Annotated in this window: 13 protein-coding genes; 8 read left to right on the forward strand and 5 right to left on the reverse strand. The window is 71.7% G+C overall.

Translation table 11 applies throughout. The features are described 5' to 3' along the window. Positions 1-6: 6 nt before the first annotated feature. Both PKE85_RS15935 and PKE85_RS15940 read right to left on the reverse strand, forming a co-directional pair. The gene (locus PKE85_RS15935; protein ID WP_271205749.1) at positions 7-1,407 is read right to left on the reverse strand and encodes an APC family permease; all 1,401 of its coding nucleotides are present in this window, start codon (positions 1,405-1,407) and stop codon (positions 7-9) included. A gap of 213 nt (positions 1,408-1,620) precedes the next feature. Further along, positions 1,621-3,588 (reverse strand): OmpA family protein, encoded by a 1,968-nt coding sequence (locus PKE85_RS15940; protein WP_271205750.1) that lies wholly within the window; start codon positions 3,586-3,588, stop codon positions 1,621-1,623. Positions 3,589-3,901: 313 nt separating this feature from the next. Between PKE85_RS15940 and PKE85_RS15945 the strand changes: the two genes are divergently transcribed. Next, entirely contained in the window at positions 3,902-5,143 is a 1,242-nt protein-coding gene (locus tag PKE85_RS15945; RefSeq protein WP_271205751.1) for an alpha/beta hydrolase, read from the forward strand. A 77-nt stretch (positions 5,144-5,220) separates the two neighbouring features. Continuing rightward, entirely contained in the window at positions 5,221-5,775 is a 555-nt protein-coding gene (locus PKE85_RS15950; protein ID WP_271206086.1) for an HD family hydrolase, read from the forward strand. A 44-nt stretch (positions 5,776-5,819) separates the two neighbouring features. On the opposite strand, the gene PKE85_RS15955 is transcribed toward PKE85_RS15950, so the two are convergent. Next, positions 5,820-6,287, reverse strand: a complete 468-nt coding sequence (locus PKE85_RS15955) for a hypothetical protein (RefSeq protein WP_271205752.1) — start codon at positions 6,285-6,287, stop codon at positions 5,820-5,822. 185 nt (positions 6,288-6,472) lie between these two features. Between PKE85_RS15955 and PKE85_RS15960 the strand changes: the two genes are divergently transcribed. The 6 genes from PKE85_RS15960 to PKE85_RS15985 all read left to right on the forward strand — a co-directional run bounded on the left by PKE85_RS15960 (position 6,473) and on the right by PKE85_RS15985 (position 11,805). Next, a complete protein-coding gene (locus PKE85_RS15960; RefSeq protein ID WP_271205753.1) occupies positions 6,473-7,036 on the forward strand; it encodes a tyrosine phosphatase family protein in 564 nt (187 codons plus the stop codon). After that, positions 7,033-8,013: an NUDIX hydrolase gene (locus tag PKE85_RS15965; RefSeq protein WP_271205754.1), complete on the forward strand. Its 981-nt coding sequence runs from the start codon at positions 7,033-7,035 to the stop codon at positions 8,011-8,013. Before PKE85_RS15960 ends, PKE85_RS15965 begins: the two co-directional genes overlap by 4 nt. A gap of 60 nt (positions 8,014-8,073) precedes the next feature. Next, entirely contained in the window at positions 8,074-9,516 is a 1,443-nt protein-coding gene (locus tag PKE85_RS15970) for a phospholipase D-like domain-containing protein (RefSeq protein ID WP_271205755.1), read from the forward strand. Between the two features lie 84 nt (positions 9,517-9,600). Further along, a complete protein-coding gene (locus PKE85_RS15975) occupies positions 9,601-10,488 on the forward strand; it encodes a LysR family transcriptional regulator (RefSeq protein ID WP_271205756.1) in 888 nt (295 codons plus the stop codon). A gap of 121 nt (positions 10,489-10,609) precedes the next feature. After that, entirely contained in the window at positions 10,610-10,954 is a 345-nt protein-coding gene (locus tag PKE85_RS15980; RefSeq protein WP_271205757.1) for a hypothetical protein, read from the forward strand. A gap of 83 nt (positions 10,955-11,037) precedes the next feature. Then, positions 11,038-11,805 carry a 2-keto-4-pentenoate hydratase gene (locus PKE85_RS15985; protein WP_271205758.1) on the forward strand — a complete coding sequence of 256 codons (768 nt, stop codon included), beginning with the start codon at positions 11,038-11,040 and terminating at the stop codon, positions 11,803-11,805. A 100-nt stretch (positions 11,806-11,905) separates the two neighbouring features. On the opposite strand, the gene PKE85_RS15990 is transcribed toward PKE85_RS15985, so the two are convergent. Both PKE85_RS15990 and ygfZ read right to left on the reverse strand, forming a co-directional pair. Next, on the reverse strand, positions 11,906-12,493 hold the full coding sequence (locus PKE85_RS15990) for a DNA-3-methyladenine glycosylase I (protein WP_271205759.1): 588 nt from the start codon (positions 12,491-12,493) through the stop codon (positions 11,906-11,908). Further along, positions 12,490-13,347: a CAF17-like 4Fe-4S cluster assembly/insertion protein YgfZ gene (gene ygfZ / locus PKE85_RS15995; RefSeq protein WP_271205760.1), complete on the reverse strand. Its 858-nt coding sequence runs from the start codon at positions 13,345-13,347 to the stop codon at positions 12,490-12,492. The genes PKE85_RS15990 and ygfZ overlap by 4 nt, the downstream gene beginning before the upstream one ends. Positions 13,348-13,396: the final 49 nt, after the last annotated feature.

Raw genomic sequence — 13,396 nt, forward strand, 5'->3', positions numbered from 1 at the left:
TCCGGGTCACGCTTCCGCCGCCGCGTCGTCCTGTTCGATGAAGCGCTGCAGACGCTCCTGGTCGCGACCGGCGCCGGTGACGAAATACATCAGCGCGATCAGCGCGATCAGGCCGAAGGCGATGGCCGGCGCCACGACGCCGCCGGCCTGGAACAGCCGCACCACGATCAGCGAGCCGCAGACGATGGCGCCGAGGATCGGCACGATGATCGGCACCTCGAACTTGCCCGGCTTCTCGTCCGGGCGACGCTTCAGCACCACGAGCGCCACGTTCACCACCGTGAACACGGTCAGCAGCAGCAGCACCGTCGCCTGGGCCAGCGCCTTGATGTCGCCGAGCAGGGACAGGACCATCACGATCGCCAGCAGCGTCAGGATCGCCACGTGGGGCGTGCGGCGGGTGGCGTGCACCTTGCCGAGCGCCTGCGGCATCAGCCCCTGCCGGGACATGCCGTAGAGCAGGCGCGAGCCCATGATCCAGTTGACGAGGGCCGTGTTCGACACGGCGAAGATGGTGACCACCGACAGGATGATGGGTGGGAACCACGGCGCGGCGCGCTTCACCACCTCGACCAGCGCCAGCTCCTTCGGCAGTTCGCTCCAGTGCATCACCGACACCGCGGAGATCGCCACCGCCATGTAGATGATGGTGGCGCCCACCATGGCGAGGATGATGGCGAGCGGCACGTTGCGGCTCGCGTCCTTGCACTCCTCGGACACGTTCAGCATGTCCTCGAAGCCGATGAAGGAGAAGAAGGTCAGCACCGCGCCCTGCATGATCAGGACCGCGATCGCGCCCATGTCGCCGTTGTGGCTCGTCTCGGGCGGGAACTCGGTCAGCGGGTTGGACCCCCAGTAGGACACCGAGACCGCGATCACCAGCAGCAGGCCCGAGGCCTCGATGATGGTGCAGACCACGTTGAAATACATGGATTCCTTGATGCCGCGCAGCAGGATGCCGGCGACGATCAGCAGGAAGCCGAAGGCCAGAACCCAGACCGGCACGGCCTCGAGCCCGAGCAGCTTCTGCACGCTCGCCGCCACCACGTTGGACTGGGTGGCGATGGAGGTCAGCCCCGAGCACACCACCGCGAGGCCGACCACGTAGGACAGCATGGGAATGCCGTAGGCGCGCTGGGTCACATAGGCCGCGCCGCCGGCCTTGGGGTGGCGGGAGACCACGTTGGCGTAGGACAGGCCCGTCAGCATGGCGGCGATCATCGAAACGACGAAGGCCATCCACACCGCGCTGCCGAGCTGGCCGGCGGCCTGGCCGACGAGGCCGTAGATGCCCGCGCCCAGCATGGAGCCGAGGCCGTAAAGCGTGATCTGGAACAGCGTGACGGAGCGGTCGAGCGTGGGCTCGCCGTCCGGACCCGTGGTGGCTGCGACGTCGGATGCGCTCATGCGCTTCGATCTCCCCTCGTGGACGCCGCTCGCGTCGGCGTTTTCCCATCGTGAAGACTTTAGGGCGGGCTTTAAGCGCAACCAGCGGCGCCGGGGGTGGAGCGCTCCGGATTTCTGCGTGAGAAACAGGCGCGAACGAAAAAGGCGCGCCGTGGGGCGCGCCTTTCACCGAGATGCGGGCGCGACCCGGCGGGGGCGCCGGATCGCGACCGGTCAGTTCTGGCTGGTCTGCAGCAGCGGGGTGATGTTGCGGATGGCGACGCGGCGGTTGCGCTCCTCGGGGCCGTCCGTCTTCACCTTGAGGTACTGCTCGCCGTAGCCCTGGGTGGTCAGGTTCTCGGCCGGGATGCTGAAATATTTGGTCAGCACCTCGGCGACCGACTCCGCGCGCCGGTCGGACAGCGAGAGGTTGTCCTCGTCGGAGCCGACCGCGTCGGTGTAGCCCTCGACCATGAAGATGGTCTTGGGGTCCTTCTTGATCGCGTCCTCCATCGCCAGGCCGATGTTCTCGAGCTTGGTGATCTGGTCGTCGCGCACGTCCCAGGAGCCGGTGTCGAAGGTGATCGAGTCGATGTCGACGCTGCGCACGCTGTCGCGCACTGGCGGGTTGTAGCGGATCTCGTCCAGCGTGTACTTGCGCTCCAGCTTGCGCACCGGCGGAGCGGTGAAGGCGGTCTCGATCTGGCGGTAGGAGGCGCGGTCGGCGTCGACCACATACTCCTCGCGCGGGATGTCGATCACCGGCGGGGGCAGGTCGAGCGGCACGAACACGCTGTTGCGGGGGCCGCGCGGCCGGTTGTCGATCAGCACCACCTCCTCGCCGCGGTAGCGGCGGGAGCGGCGCAGCAGGCGGCCGTCGTCGTCCACATAGGTGTAGATCTCCGAGCCGTCGGGCCGCACCGAGATGCGCACCGTCTCGTCGCCGCGCCGCTCCTCGCGCCAGTCGCGCGCGCCGTAGCGGAAGCGCGAGCCTTCGTCCCGGCGGATGATGGTGCGGCCGCCCTCGCGGATGATGGTGCGGTCGCCCTCGGTGATGATCACCCGGTCGCCTTCGCGCCGCTCGCGCCGCTCCGAGCGCAGCCGGTCGATGCGGTCGTTCAGGCGGTCCTGCTCGCTGCGGGCGTCGCGGCGCTCGTCGCGGATGCGGCGCTGCAGGTCGTTGATGCGCCGCTCCTGATCGGCGGTGCGGCCCTCCTCACGACGATCCCGCTCGTCCCGGCGGTCCCGGGCCTCGTCGCGGCGGTCCCGGTCGTCCCGGCGATCGTCGCGGGCGTCGTCGCGGCGGTCTCGGAGGTCCTTCAGCCGGTCGTCGCGGGTCTCGTCGGCGCGGTCGCGGCGGTCGTCGCGGGCGTCGTCCCGACGGTCGCGCTGCTCCTTCAGCCGCTCGTCACGGTTCTGATCCGCCTGGTCGCGACGGTCCCGGCGATCCTGCTCCGCCTGATCACGTGCGTCCTTGCGGTCCTCGCGGGCCTTGTCGGCCTGATCCTTGCGATCCTGGTCCCGGCGCTCCCGCAGTTCGCGAAGGCGATCTTCCCGGCTGGACTCCTTGCCGTCCTGCGCCTGGTCACGCCGATCCGGCCGGTCACGCTCGGCCTGATCCTTTTTGTCGGTCGGGTCCTTGCGGTCCTCGCGAGCCTTGTCCGTCTGCTGCTTGCGCTCCTCCTGACGTTCGCGCAGTTCGCGCACGCGCTGCTCGCGCGTCTGACCGGCCTGCTCCCGATCGGGACGGTCCGGCTTCTCGGCGCGCTCGGGACGATCCGGGCGCTCGACCTTTTCAGGTCGGTCGGCGCGGTCCGGACGCTCCGCCCGTTCGGGCTTCTCGGCGCGGACGGGCTTGTCCGGACGTTCGGCGCGCTCCGGCCTCTCCGGACGGTCCGGCTTCTCGGTGCGCTCCGGCCGCTCCGCGCGCTCGGGCTTGGGCTGGCGCTCCTGTCGTTCCGCGCGATCGGGGCGCTCCTGACGTTCGGAACGCTCCGGCCGCTCCGCCCGGTCGGGTTTTTCGGCCCGTTCGCCGCGTTCCGGACGCTCGCGCCTCTCGGGGCGCTCGCCGTCCGCCTGCGCCGTCACCAGCGCGCGCTCGACGCCCTGCGCGAAGGCCGGCGGCGCGGAGTAGGGGATCGCGAAAGCCAGGGCCGGAAGCGCGGCGCCGGCGAGGAGAAGAAATCGGGTCGCTTTCATCATCAACCTTGTTCGTTTCCGCCTGCGCTCTCCTGTGAAGAGCGCGTATTGCCCCATGATTTCGTCTGTGTCTGAGCGCAGAATGCGGCCGGCCCAAGGCGACTCTACATTTTGAGCGTAAGACGTTTCAGGTTTTTATGCTTCTTAAGTCGATATAGGCGTGCGGCGTCCTAGCCGGATGGCGGCGCGAGGACTTCGGAAACGCACTGAGCCCACGCGAGGTTCCATCTCAGGTCTCTGTGCCGCCCTCCGCTATGGCCGCGCGACTAGAAGTGGGCTAGACGAACTGAACGCAAAATGAACCGGGCGGAATGGCATGGCGTTGCGGAAACTGTCGCTTGGACTGTGCCTCGCGCTCGCCGCGTGTCTGTCCGGCTGCGGCGGCCGCGCCGTGGGCGTGCTGACGCCGATCGCGCCGCAGGCGCTGGCCCCCGGCGCATCCCGGGTGGAGCTGATGGCCGCCACCACCCGCAAGCCCTCGTCCGATCCCGGCGTGCTGTTCTCCGGCGAGCGGGCGAGCCGCATCTCGCTCACCCGCATCGGCGTTTCGGTGCCGCCGGACGCGGGCCGGGTCGCCGGCGAGGTGCAGTGGCCCAAACGGCTGCCGCCGGACCCCACCAAGGAGTTCGCCACGCTGGAGGCGACGCCCGTCAGCCGCGACGAGGCCCGCGTCTGGTTCCGCCGGCAGGCCGGCGGCAAGCGCCACGTGCTGCTGTTCGTTCACGGCTTCAACAACACCTACGAAGACGCGGTCTACCGCTTCGCGCAGATCGTGCACGACAGCCGCACCGACGCGGTGCCTGCGCTGTTCACCTGGCCGTCCCGCGCCAGCGTCTTCGCCTACAATTACGACCGCGAAAGCACCAACTACTCCCGCGACGCGCTGGAGGAGGTGCTGCAGAGCCTCGCCGACGAGCCGGACGTGAAGGACGTTTCGGTGCTGGCGCACTCCATGGGCAGCTTCCTCACCATGGAGGCGCTGCGGCAGATGGCGATCCGCGACGGGCGCATCGCGCCCAAGATCCGCAACGTCATCCTCGCGGCGCCGGACGTGGACGTGGACGTGTTCAAGCAGCAGCTCGGCGAGATGGGCAAGCCCAACGCGCGCCCGCGCTTCACGGTGTTCGTCTCCCGGGACGACCGGGCGCTGAAGGTGTCGAGCCGCATCGCCGGCGCGGTGCCGCGCCTCGGCGCGATCGACCCCAAGGCGGAGCCCTACCGCAGCGAGTTCGAGCAGGCGCGCATCGACGCTTTCGACCTCACCGACCTGAAGACGGCCGATCCGCTGGCGCATGGCAAGTTCGCCCAGAGCCCGGCGGTGGTGCAGGCCATCGGCGGACGGCTGGTGGCGGGGCAGGAAATCTCCGCCAGCGAGCTGTCGCTCGGCGAGCGGGTGGGCGAGGCGGCGGCGGGCGTGGCCGCCACCGCCGGTTCCGCCGCGGGCGCGGTGGTGACGGCGCCGATCGCGATCGTCGATCCCGCGAGCCGCCGCAACTACGGCGAGCGGCTGCGGGACCTGCGCGGCCAGGCCGGCGGAACCCTAGACACCCTCCGGTGAGCGGCGCGACGCCGGGGCTTCCGAAACCGGGGCCCTCGAAACCCGGGCCCGAGCCGGAGCCCCGCGCCTGGCAGCGCATGCTGTCCGGCCGGCGGCTGAACCTGCTGGATCCGTCGCCGCTCGACGTGGAGATCGCCGACATCGCCCACGGGCTGGCGCGGGTGGCGCGCTGGAACGGCCAGACGGCCGGCGCCCACATCTTTTCGGTGGCGCAGCATTCGGTGCTGGTGGAGCAGGTGGCCGCGCGGCTCTCGCCCGGCTGCGGCGCGGAGCTGCGCCTCGCCGTGCTGCTGCACGACGCGCCGGAATACGTCATCGGCGACATGATCAGCCCGTTCAAGGCGGTGCTGGGCGGCGAGTACAAGGCGGTGGAGGACCGGCTGATGCGGGCGATCCACGTGCGCTTCGGCCTGCCGCCGGAGCGGGGCGACGCCGTGAACCGCATCCTGAAGCGGGCCGACCGCACCGCGGCCTTTCTGGAGGCGACCCGGCTCGCGGGCTTTTCGCTCGCCGAGGCCCGCCGCGTCTTCGGGCGGCCCGAGGGCGCGCCGGCCGACGCGGACCTGACGCCGTGGCCGGCGGATCAGGCCGCGGAGCGCTTTCTCGCGCGCTTCGCGGCGCTGACCGCGTGACGACGCCGCCTCGGGGAAAGAGCGGCGCCGTCGCGTTTCGAGGCTCAGCCGAACAGGTTGAGATCGTCGAGCAGGCCGCCGACCGCGCCGAGCGTGGCGTCGACCGTTCCAAGCGCTCCGTCCGCGACGGAGCCGACGCCGTCATAGGCCGCGCCCAGAAGCGGCCCGAGCACGCCGCCCACCACCGGCAGATCGCCCACGACGCCGCCGACCGCGCCGACGACGTCGTCCACCGCGCCGAGCGCGACGTTGGCGACGCCCTCCACGGTCGCGACCTCGGCGCCGACCAGATCGGTCACCGCGCCGACCGCGTCCAGCGTCGCGCCGCCGAGCCCATGCACGGCGTCGCCGACGCCGCCCACCACCGGCGCCAGCGCGTCGCCCGCGACCGGCAGGTCGGTGACGACGCCTCCGGCCGTGTCGACGAGGTCGCCCACGGCGCCGACCGCGCCTGCGGCGACCTCGTTGAGATCGAGAAAGCTGAGGGCGCCGGAAAGATCGAGTTGAGCCATTGTTGGAAAAGTCCTTCTCTTCCGAGCGGGGCCGGAATGGCGCGCCGCTGGGGCATGACGGGATTTCACGCATGAAATTCCGGACTTTCGCCGATCGCCAGATGGCGAATGCGTGATCGGCGCGATGATGTGATCATATGATGACTCTGATGGCAAATTCCGGTGAGGCTGGAGAGATTTCGCTTTTGAGCGCAGAGGCTTGGAAGGGGCGTGCGACGGACGCCGAAGTGATCGTCTGCCCGCGCTCGCGCCTTGCGGAGGCGTTCCGGCGCGCGCCTGACGCGCGGCTGCTGACCCTCACCTCCGACCCGTCGGAGCCCGCGCCCGAGGGCCTGATCGAGGCGGACCGGCTGCTCCTCGCCTTCAACGACATCGCCGCGCCGCGCTCCGGCTTTGTGGCGCCGGACGGCTCCCATGTGGCGGCGGCGCTCGCCTTCGCGGCGCGGGATCCGCGGCCCCTGATCGTGCAGTGCTACGCGGGCGTCAGCCGCTCGCCGGCCATGGCCTACGCCATCGCCTGCGCCCGCCGGCCGGACATGGACGAAGCCGCGATCGCCGGGGAGCTGCGGCGCCTCAGCCCCAGCGCCACCCCCAATCCGCGCATCGTGGCGCTGGCGGACGCCCTGCTCGGGCGCGACGGGCGCATGAGCGCGGCCATCGCCGCGCTGGGACGCGGGGCGGAGGCGTATGAGGGCGAGCTGTTCGCGCTGGCGCTTAGCCGGCTTCCGGCGCCGGGGGCGCGGTCATGAGCGCGGCCGCCACCGTCGAGATCGGCCTGTCCGCCGCCGTGGTGGCGGTGGAGGGCGACGCGCCGCTCATCCTGGTGGCGCAGGCGGCGGACGCGCGTACGCCCCTCGGCCTGCCGTCCGGTCCGTTCGATCCGCTGACGCGGCGCACGCTGGAGATCGCGCTGCGGGCCTCCATCGCCCGCCAGACCGCGCTGGACGTGGGCTATGTGGAGCAGCTCTACACCTTCGGCGATCGCGGCCGCGCCGCTTCGCCGGACGACACCGCCCCCCATGTGGTCTCCATCGGCTATCTGGCGCTGACCCGGCGGCCCAGGGACGTTGCGGAGCTGGCCAAGATCGGGGCGAGTTTCCAGCCCTGGTACGCCTTCTTCCCGTGGGAGGACTGGCGCCGCCGCCGGCCCGAGATGCTGGACGCCGCGATCCTGCCCGCGCTCGAACGCTGGACCGCCGAGGCGCCGGAGGCCGTCACCGGCCGGGCGCTGCCGCGCATCGTGCGCGCCCGGCAGTGCTTCGGCCTCGACGGCGCGCCCTGGGACGAGGAGAAGGTGCTGGACCGCTACGAGCTGCTCTATGAGGCGGGCCTCGTGGAGGAGGCCCGCCGCGACGGCCGTCCGGCGGCGCTCGCCCGCGCGGCCGCCGACACGCCCAGGCTCGGTCAGGCCCTGCGCGACGACCACCGCCGCATCCTCGCCACCGCCATGGGGCGGCTGCGCGCCAAGCTGAAGTACCGGCCCGTGGTGTTCGAGCTGATGCCGCGCGACTTCACGCTCACCGCCCTGCAGCGCACGGTGGAGGCCATCGCGGGGCGCCATCTGCACAAGCAGAACTTCCGCCGGCTGGTGGAGGCGACCGCGCTGGTGGAGCCCACCGGCGCCGCGGAGACCGCCACCGGCGGCCGCCCGGCCCAGCTCTACCGCTTCCGCCGCGAGGTGCTGGAGGAGCGTCCGGCGCCGGGTCTGCGATTCGGCCGCGGCTGACGGGACGTGGGCTGCGGGCGCGCTATAACGCTGCGCCGGACACCGAGGCTCTTCACCACCATGCCGACCGATCGCGTGCTCGTTCCGGGCGACACCTGCTGGCGCGAAGCCCGCGCCGACCGCTTCGCCTTCATCGTGGACGCGGCGGACTATTACCGCGCCGCCAAGCAGGCGATCCTGTCCGCGCGCCGTTCGGTGACGCTGATCGGCTGGGACTTCGACTCCCGCATCGAGCTGGAGCCGGGACGCGCCACGCTCGAAGGCCCCAACCGGCTGGGACCGTTCCTCAAGTTCATCGCGGACCGGCGGCCCGAGGTGCGCATCCGCCTGCTGAAGTGGAACCTCAGCCTGATCGAGACGCTCGGCCGGGGCGAGACGCCGATCTACCTGATGCAGTGGATGATGCGGAAGAACATCACCCTGAAGATGGACGCGGAGCATCCGCCGATCGCGGCCCACCACCAGAAGATCGTGGTGATCGACGACGCGCTGGCCTTCTGCGGCGGCATCGACATGACGCTCGGCCGCTGGGACACCCGGGAGCACCGCGCAGAGGACGACCGCCGCCGCTCGCCCTGGGGCCGGGCGCTGCCCCCCTGGCACGACGCCACATGCTGCGTGGACGGCGAGGCGGCGCGGGCGCTCGGCGATCTCGCCCGCGAACGCTGGCGCCGCGCCACCGGCGAGACGCTGGAGCCGGCCGCCTGCGACGGCGACGCCTGCGATCCCTGGCCGGAGTTTCTCAAGCCGACGCTCACCGGCGTCGATGTGGGCGTGGCGCGCACGGTGGGCGCCTTCAACGACCAGAAGCAGATCGTCGAGATCGAGCGCCTCACGCTCGCGGCCATCGCCGCGGCGAGGCGCACGCTTTACGTGGAGAGCCAGTATTTCGCCTCCCGCGCGGTGGCGGAGGCCATGGCCAGGCGGCTCGCCGAGCCGGACGGGCCTGAGATCGTGGTGATCAACCCGGAATCCCAGGACGGATGGCTGGAGGAGGCCACCATGGGCGCCGCCCGCGCCAAGCTGGTGCGCGTCGTGCGCCGGGCGGACCGGCACGGGCGCTTCCGCATCTTCTGGCCGGCGACGCCCGAGGGCGAGCCGATCTATGTGCACGCCAAGATCCTTGTGGTGGACGACCGCCTGATCCGGGTCGGCTCGTCCAACCTCAACAACCGCTCCATGGGCTTCGACACCGAATGCGATCTGGCGATCGAGGCGGGCGGGGACGACGGGGCCTTGCGCGCCGCGATCGCCCGGCTGCGCGACGATCTGCTGGCGGAGCATCTTGGTTCCACGCCGGAGGAGGTCGCAGCCGCCATCGGGCGGGAGGGGTCGCTGATCCGGGCGATCGAGTCGCTTTCGGGACAGGGGCGCCGGCTGGTTCCGCTGGAGGCGCGGGAGGTGGGCGAGATCGAGGACGCGCTGTCCGAGACCGATCTGGTCGATCCCGAACGCCCGCCGGGCCTGTGGCGGCGGCTGCGGCGGCGCGTGGGGCTGCGCTGACCGTCTCTGCGATTCTGCAGACAAGGGGCTTGCGTTGTCTTACATCCTTGCGGCAGCGCACATCTCTCTTCGCCGGGACGCCGCATGCTCGCCTGGGACGACTTCCGACTGGTCAAATGCATCTCCGAACGCCGTTCGCTCGCGGGCGCGGCGGTCACGCTCGGCGTCAACGCCTCGACGGTGTTCCGCCGGCTCGGCGCGCTGGAGGAGCGGCTCGGCGCCCGGCTGTTCGAGCGCGGCCGCGCCGGCTACGCGCTCACCCCCGCGGGCGAGGAGATGGTGGAGATCGCCGAGCGCATGGGCGAGGACATCCTCGCCTTCGAGCGCCGGGTGTCGGGGCAGGATCTGGCGCCCGCGGGGGATCTGCGGATCACCACCAACGACTCCATGCTCATCCACCAGCTCACCGGCCTGTTCGCCGGTTTCCGCAAGGCCTATCCCGACATCACGCTGGACGTTGTGGTGGGCAACGCGCCGCTCAACCTGTCAAAGCGCGATGCGGACGTGGCCATCCGCGCCACCTCCAACCCGCCCGAGACGCTGGTGGGCCGCCGCCTCGCCGACATCCGCTGGGCGGTCTACGGCGCCGCGCCGCTCACGCCCGTGACGACGCTGGAGGAGCTCGCCGACCTGCCCTGGATCGGGCCGGGCGACATGCTGGCGCCGCTGCAGCGCTGGCTTCGGGAGACCATGGGCGAGCGCAAGATGGTCTACAGGCTCTCCACCGTGCTCGGCATGGCGGAGGCGGTGGCGGCCGGCATCGGCGTCGGGCCGCTGCCCTGCTTCATCGGCTGCTCCACGCCGGGGCTGGTGCGGCTGTTCGATCCGCCGAACCAGTCGCCCGCCTCGCTGTGGCTGCTGACCCACCCGGACCTGCGGGCGAGCGCCCGGGTGCGCGCCTTCATGGACTATATGGGCCAGGAGCTCGGCCGCCGCCGGGACCTGTTCGAGGGCGCGCGCGAGCCGGCGTAAGACGCCGCGCTGACTGCGGCCCGCTTCGCCGTGGCGCCGAAAGAACCTCGCCGCAGCGCGCATAGACAGGCCGCGACCGCTCGCCCACTGTCGGCCCCCTGGGGCTGACAAGGAGACGATTATGGATCGACGATCTCTGGTCCTCGGGCTGCTCGGAGCCTGCGGGGCCGCCGCGCTGCCCGTGTTCGCGGCGCGCCCGGCAGGCGCCGCGCCCCTGAGCGCGCGCCCGGCCGAAGCCCTTCCCGCCGCGGAGCCCGTGGACATGGCCGAGGGCGGCGTGGCGCCCGACGGGTCCTCCGTGGAGAACGCGCAGCACCACCGCCGCCGCAGGTATCGCCGCCGCCACAGGCGCCATTACGGCCACCGCCGCTACGGCTACTACCGTCGTCCCCGGCGCTATTACCGGCGGCGCCGCTGCCGCACCTACGTGAACTCCTGGGGGCGGCTGGTGCGTCGCTGCTGGTGACGTCGGCGGCGTCGGGGGCTCGACGCGGCCCCTGAAATCAGGACCAATGCGGGCCGTCTCAAAGGCCAGCCGAGGATCCGCCGATGACCACGCTTCCGACCGACCGCGCCGGCAGGATCGCCGAGGCCGTGCGCCTGCTGGCCGACGCGCGCGGCGAAGGGCGGCGTCTCGCGACGCCGCCCTTCGAGATCGCCGACGATGAGGAAGCCACGGCGATCCACTTCGCGGCGGTCGAGGCGCTTGGCCCCATCCGCGGCTGGAAGGTGGGCGCGGCCTCGCCGGAGGCGACGCCCGCCGCCGGGGCGCTGACCGCCGACACCCTGTTCGACGGCCCGGCGGCGCTGCCGGCCTATGCGCTCGGCGCGGTGGAAGGCGAGATCGCCGTGCAGCTCGGCCGCGACCTTCCCGCCCGCGACGAGCCTTACGCGACCGACGAGGTGCTGGCCGCGGTGGCGAGCTGGCGCCCGGCGATCGAGGTGCTGGAAAGCGCCTTCGACGGCTGGCGCGGCCAGCCCAAGCCCTGGAAGGTGGCGGATCGCCAGAGCCACGGCGCGCTGGTGCTGGGCGCGCCCGCCCCGGCGGCGCCCGCGACGCCGCTCGGCGCGCTGCCGGTGCGGCTGTCGGTGGACGGCGAGATCGTCTTCGACCACGAGGGCGGCAACACCGCGGGCGACCCGACCCGGCTGCTGGTCTGGCTCGCGAACCACCTGCGGGGAACCGACCGCTTCCTGAAGGCGGGCGACGTGGTGACCACCGGCTCCGCCACGCCGTTCCTGCAGGCCAAGCCCGGCCAGAGGGTGCGGGTGGAGTTCGCGGAGCTTGGATCGGTTGAGGCGACCTTCGGGGGCTGAACGCCTCTTCAAACGTCGGAAGCCGGCGTTCGAAACGCACGTCATGCCCGCCGCACGGCGGGCATGACGATGTCGTGGCTCCGCCTTTGGACGCGAGGCTTCAGCCGCCGTGGCGGAAGCAGTCGGTCAGGTGGTCGTCCACCATGCCGACCGCCTGCATGAAGGCGTAGACGATCACCGGGCCGCAGAAGGTGAAGCCGCGCCGCTTCAGGTCTCTGGAGAGGGTCTCCGACAGCGGCGTCGAGGCCGGCACCTCGGCGATCTCCCGCCAGCGGTTCACGATCGGCGCGCCGTCCACGAAGCCCCAGAGATAGTCCGAGAAATCCTCGCCCCGGTCGCGCATGGCGAGATAGGCGCGGGCGGACTTCACCGCGCCCTCGATCTTCAGGCGCGAGCGCACGATCCCGGCGTCCCCCAGCAGGCGGGCCACGTCGTCCTCGCCGAAGCGGGCCACGATCTCCGGGTCGAAGCCCTGGAAGGCGGCGCGGAAGCCGTCGCGCTTGCGCAGGATGGTGATCCAGGCGAGCCCGGCCTGGAACCCGTCCAGCATCAGCTTCTCGTAAAGCGCGCGGGGGTCGCGCTCAGGCCTCCCCCATTCGTCATCGTGATAGGCCACGTAGAACGGATCGGTCCCGCACCAGCGGCAGCGGCGATGGCCGTCCGGGTGCAGCGGCGCGCTTTCGCTCACGCCGCGCCCTCGCCGGGATAGGCGAAGCGGGCCCAGGCGGGCTTCTCCAGCGTCAGCATGGCGGAGCCTGCGATCAGCGGCTGGCCGGCGGCCGCCGCCTCCGCCGCCCGGTCGAGGCGCAGCAGCGCGAGGCCGCGGCCCTCCACCGACGAGCCCATGCGGCCGATGGTCCTTTCGCCCGCCATGACCGCTTCCCCGATCGAAGGCCGGCCGTCCAGCAGCACCGGCGTCACGCGGGTGCGGGCGGTGCCGCGATGCTCCATGCGGCTCACGATCTCCTGCCCCACGTAGCAGCCCTTCTTGAAGCTGACGCCGTTGAGCTGGTCCATGCAGGCTTCGTGCGGGAAGGTGTCGCCATAGACGAAATCGAGCCCGCCGATGGGAACGCCGAGCGCCACCCGATGGGCGCGCCAGGCGTCGAGGCTGTCGGGCAGGCCGCCGGGAAGCGCGGCGCCGGCCGGCAGATAGGCCCGCTGGCCGAGCGCCGGCAGGCGCGGATCCTGAACCGCTTCGCCCTCGAAGGCGGGCAGCAGCCCGTCGCCCCACAGCGCCGCCACCCGGAAGGCGCCGCTCTCGTCGGCGATCTCCACCTTGGAGCGCAGCTTGTAGAGCGTGAGCCGCCGGGCCACGTCGGCGGCGAGCGGCTTCGGCAGGTCGAGCCGGAAGCCGTCTCCCGAGCGGGAGACGATCATGTCGGCGATGATCTTGCCCTGGGGCGTGAGCAGCGCGGCGTAGGCCGCCTGTCCCGGCGCGAGGCCCGAAACGTCGTTGGTGAGCAGGTTGTCGAGGAACGGGCCCGCTTCGGCGCCGCCGACCCGCAGCAGCCCGCGGCCTTCGAGAAATGCGGCGCGCATGCGAAAAGCTCCTTCCGCCAGTTGCCTTCGAGGTCGCGCGAAGGTAGGC

It is taken from the genome of Methylopila jiangsuensis, assembly GCF_027922305.1.
GTDB classification, from domain to species: Bacteria; Pseudomonadota; Alphaproteobacteria; order Rhizobiales; family Methylopilaceae; genus Methylopila; species Methylopila jiangsuensis.

Coding starts and splice junctions, on each gene's coding strand:
- PKE85_RS15935 (WP_271205749.1), bottom strand. CDS start 1,407: ATGAGCGCATCCGACGTCGCAGCCACCACGGGTCCGGACGGCGAGCCC.
- PKE85_RS15940 (WP_271205750.1), bottom strand. CDS start 3,588: ATGATGAAAGCGACCCGATTTCTTCTCCTCGCCGGCGCCGCGCTTCCG.
- PKE85_RS15945 (WP_271205751.1), top strand. CDS start 3,902: ATGGCGTTGCGGAAACTGTCGCTTGGACTGTGCCTCGCGCTCGCCGCG.
- PKE85_RS15950 (WP_271206086.1), top strand. CDS start 5,221: ATGCTGTCCGGCCGGCGGCTGAACCTGCTGGATCCGTCGCCGCTCGAC.
- PKE85_RS15955 (WP_271205752.1), bottom strand. CDS start 6,287: ATGGCTCAACTCGATCTTTCCGGCGCCCTCAGCTTTCTCGATCTCAAC.
- PKE85_RS15965 (WP_271205754.1), top strand. CDS start 7,033: ATGAGCGCGGCCGCCACCGTCGAGATCGGCCTGTCCGCCGCCGTGGTG.
- PKE85_RS15970 (WP_271205755.1), top strand. CDS start 8,074: ATGCCGACCGATCGCGTGCTCGTTCCGGGCGACACCTGCTGGCGCGAA.
- PKE85_RS15975 (WP_271205756.1), top strand. CDS start 9,601: ATGCTCGCCTGGGACGACTTCCGACTGGTCAAATGCATCTCCGAACGC.
- PKE85_RS15980 (WP_271205757.1), top strand. CDS start 10,610: ATGGATCGACGATCTCTGGTCCTCGGGCTGCTCGGAGCCTGCGGGGCC.
- PKE85_RS15985 (WP_271205758.1), top strand. CDS start 11,038: ATGACCACGCTTCCGACCGACCGCGCCGGCAGGATCGCCGAGGCCGTG.
- ygfZ (WP_271205760.1), bottom strand. CDS start 13,347: ATGCGCGCCGCATTTCTCGAAGGCCGCGGGCTGCTGCGGGTCGGCGGC.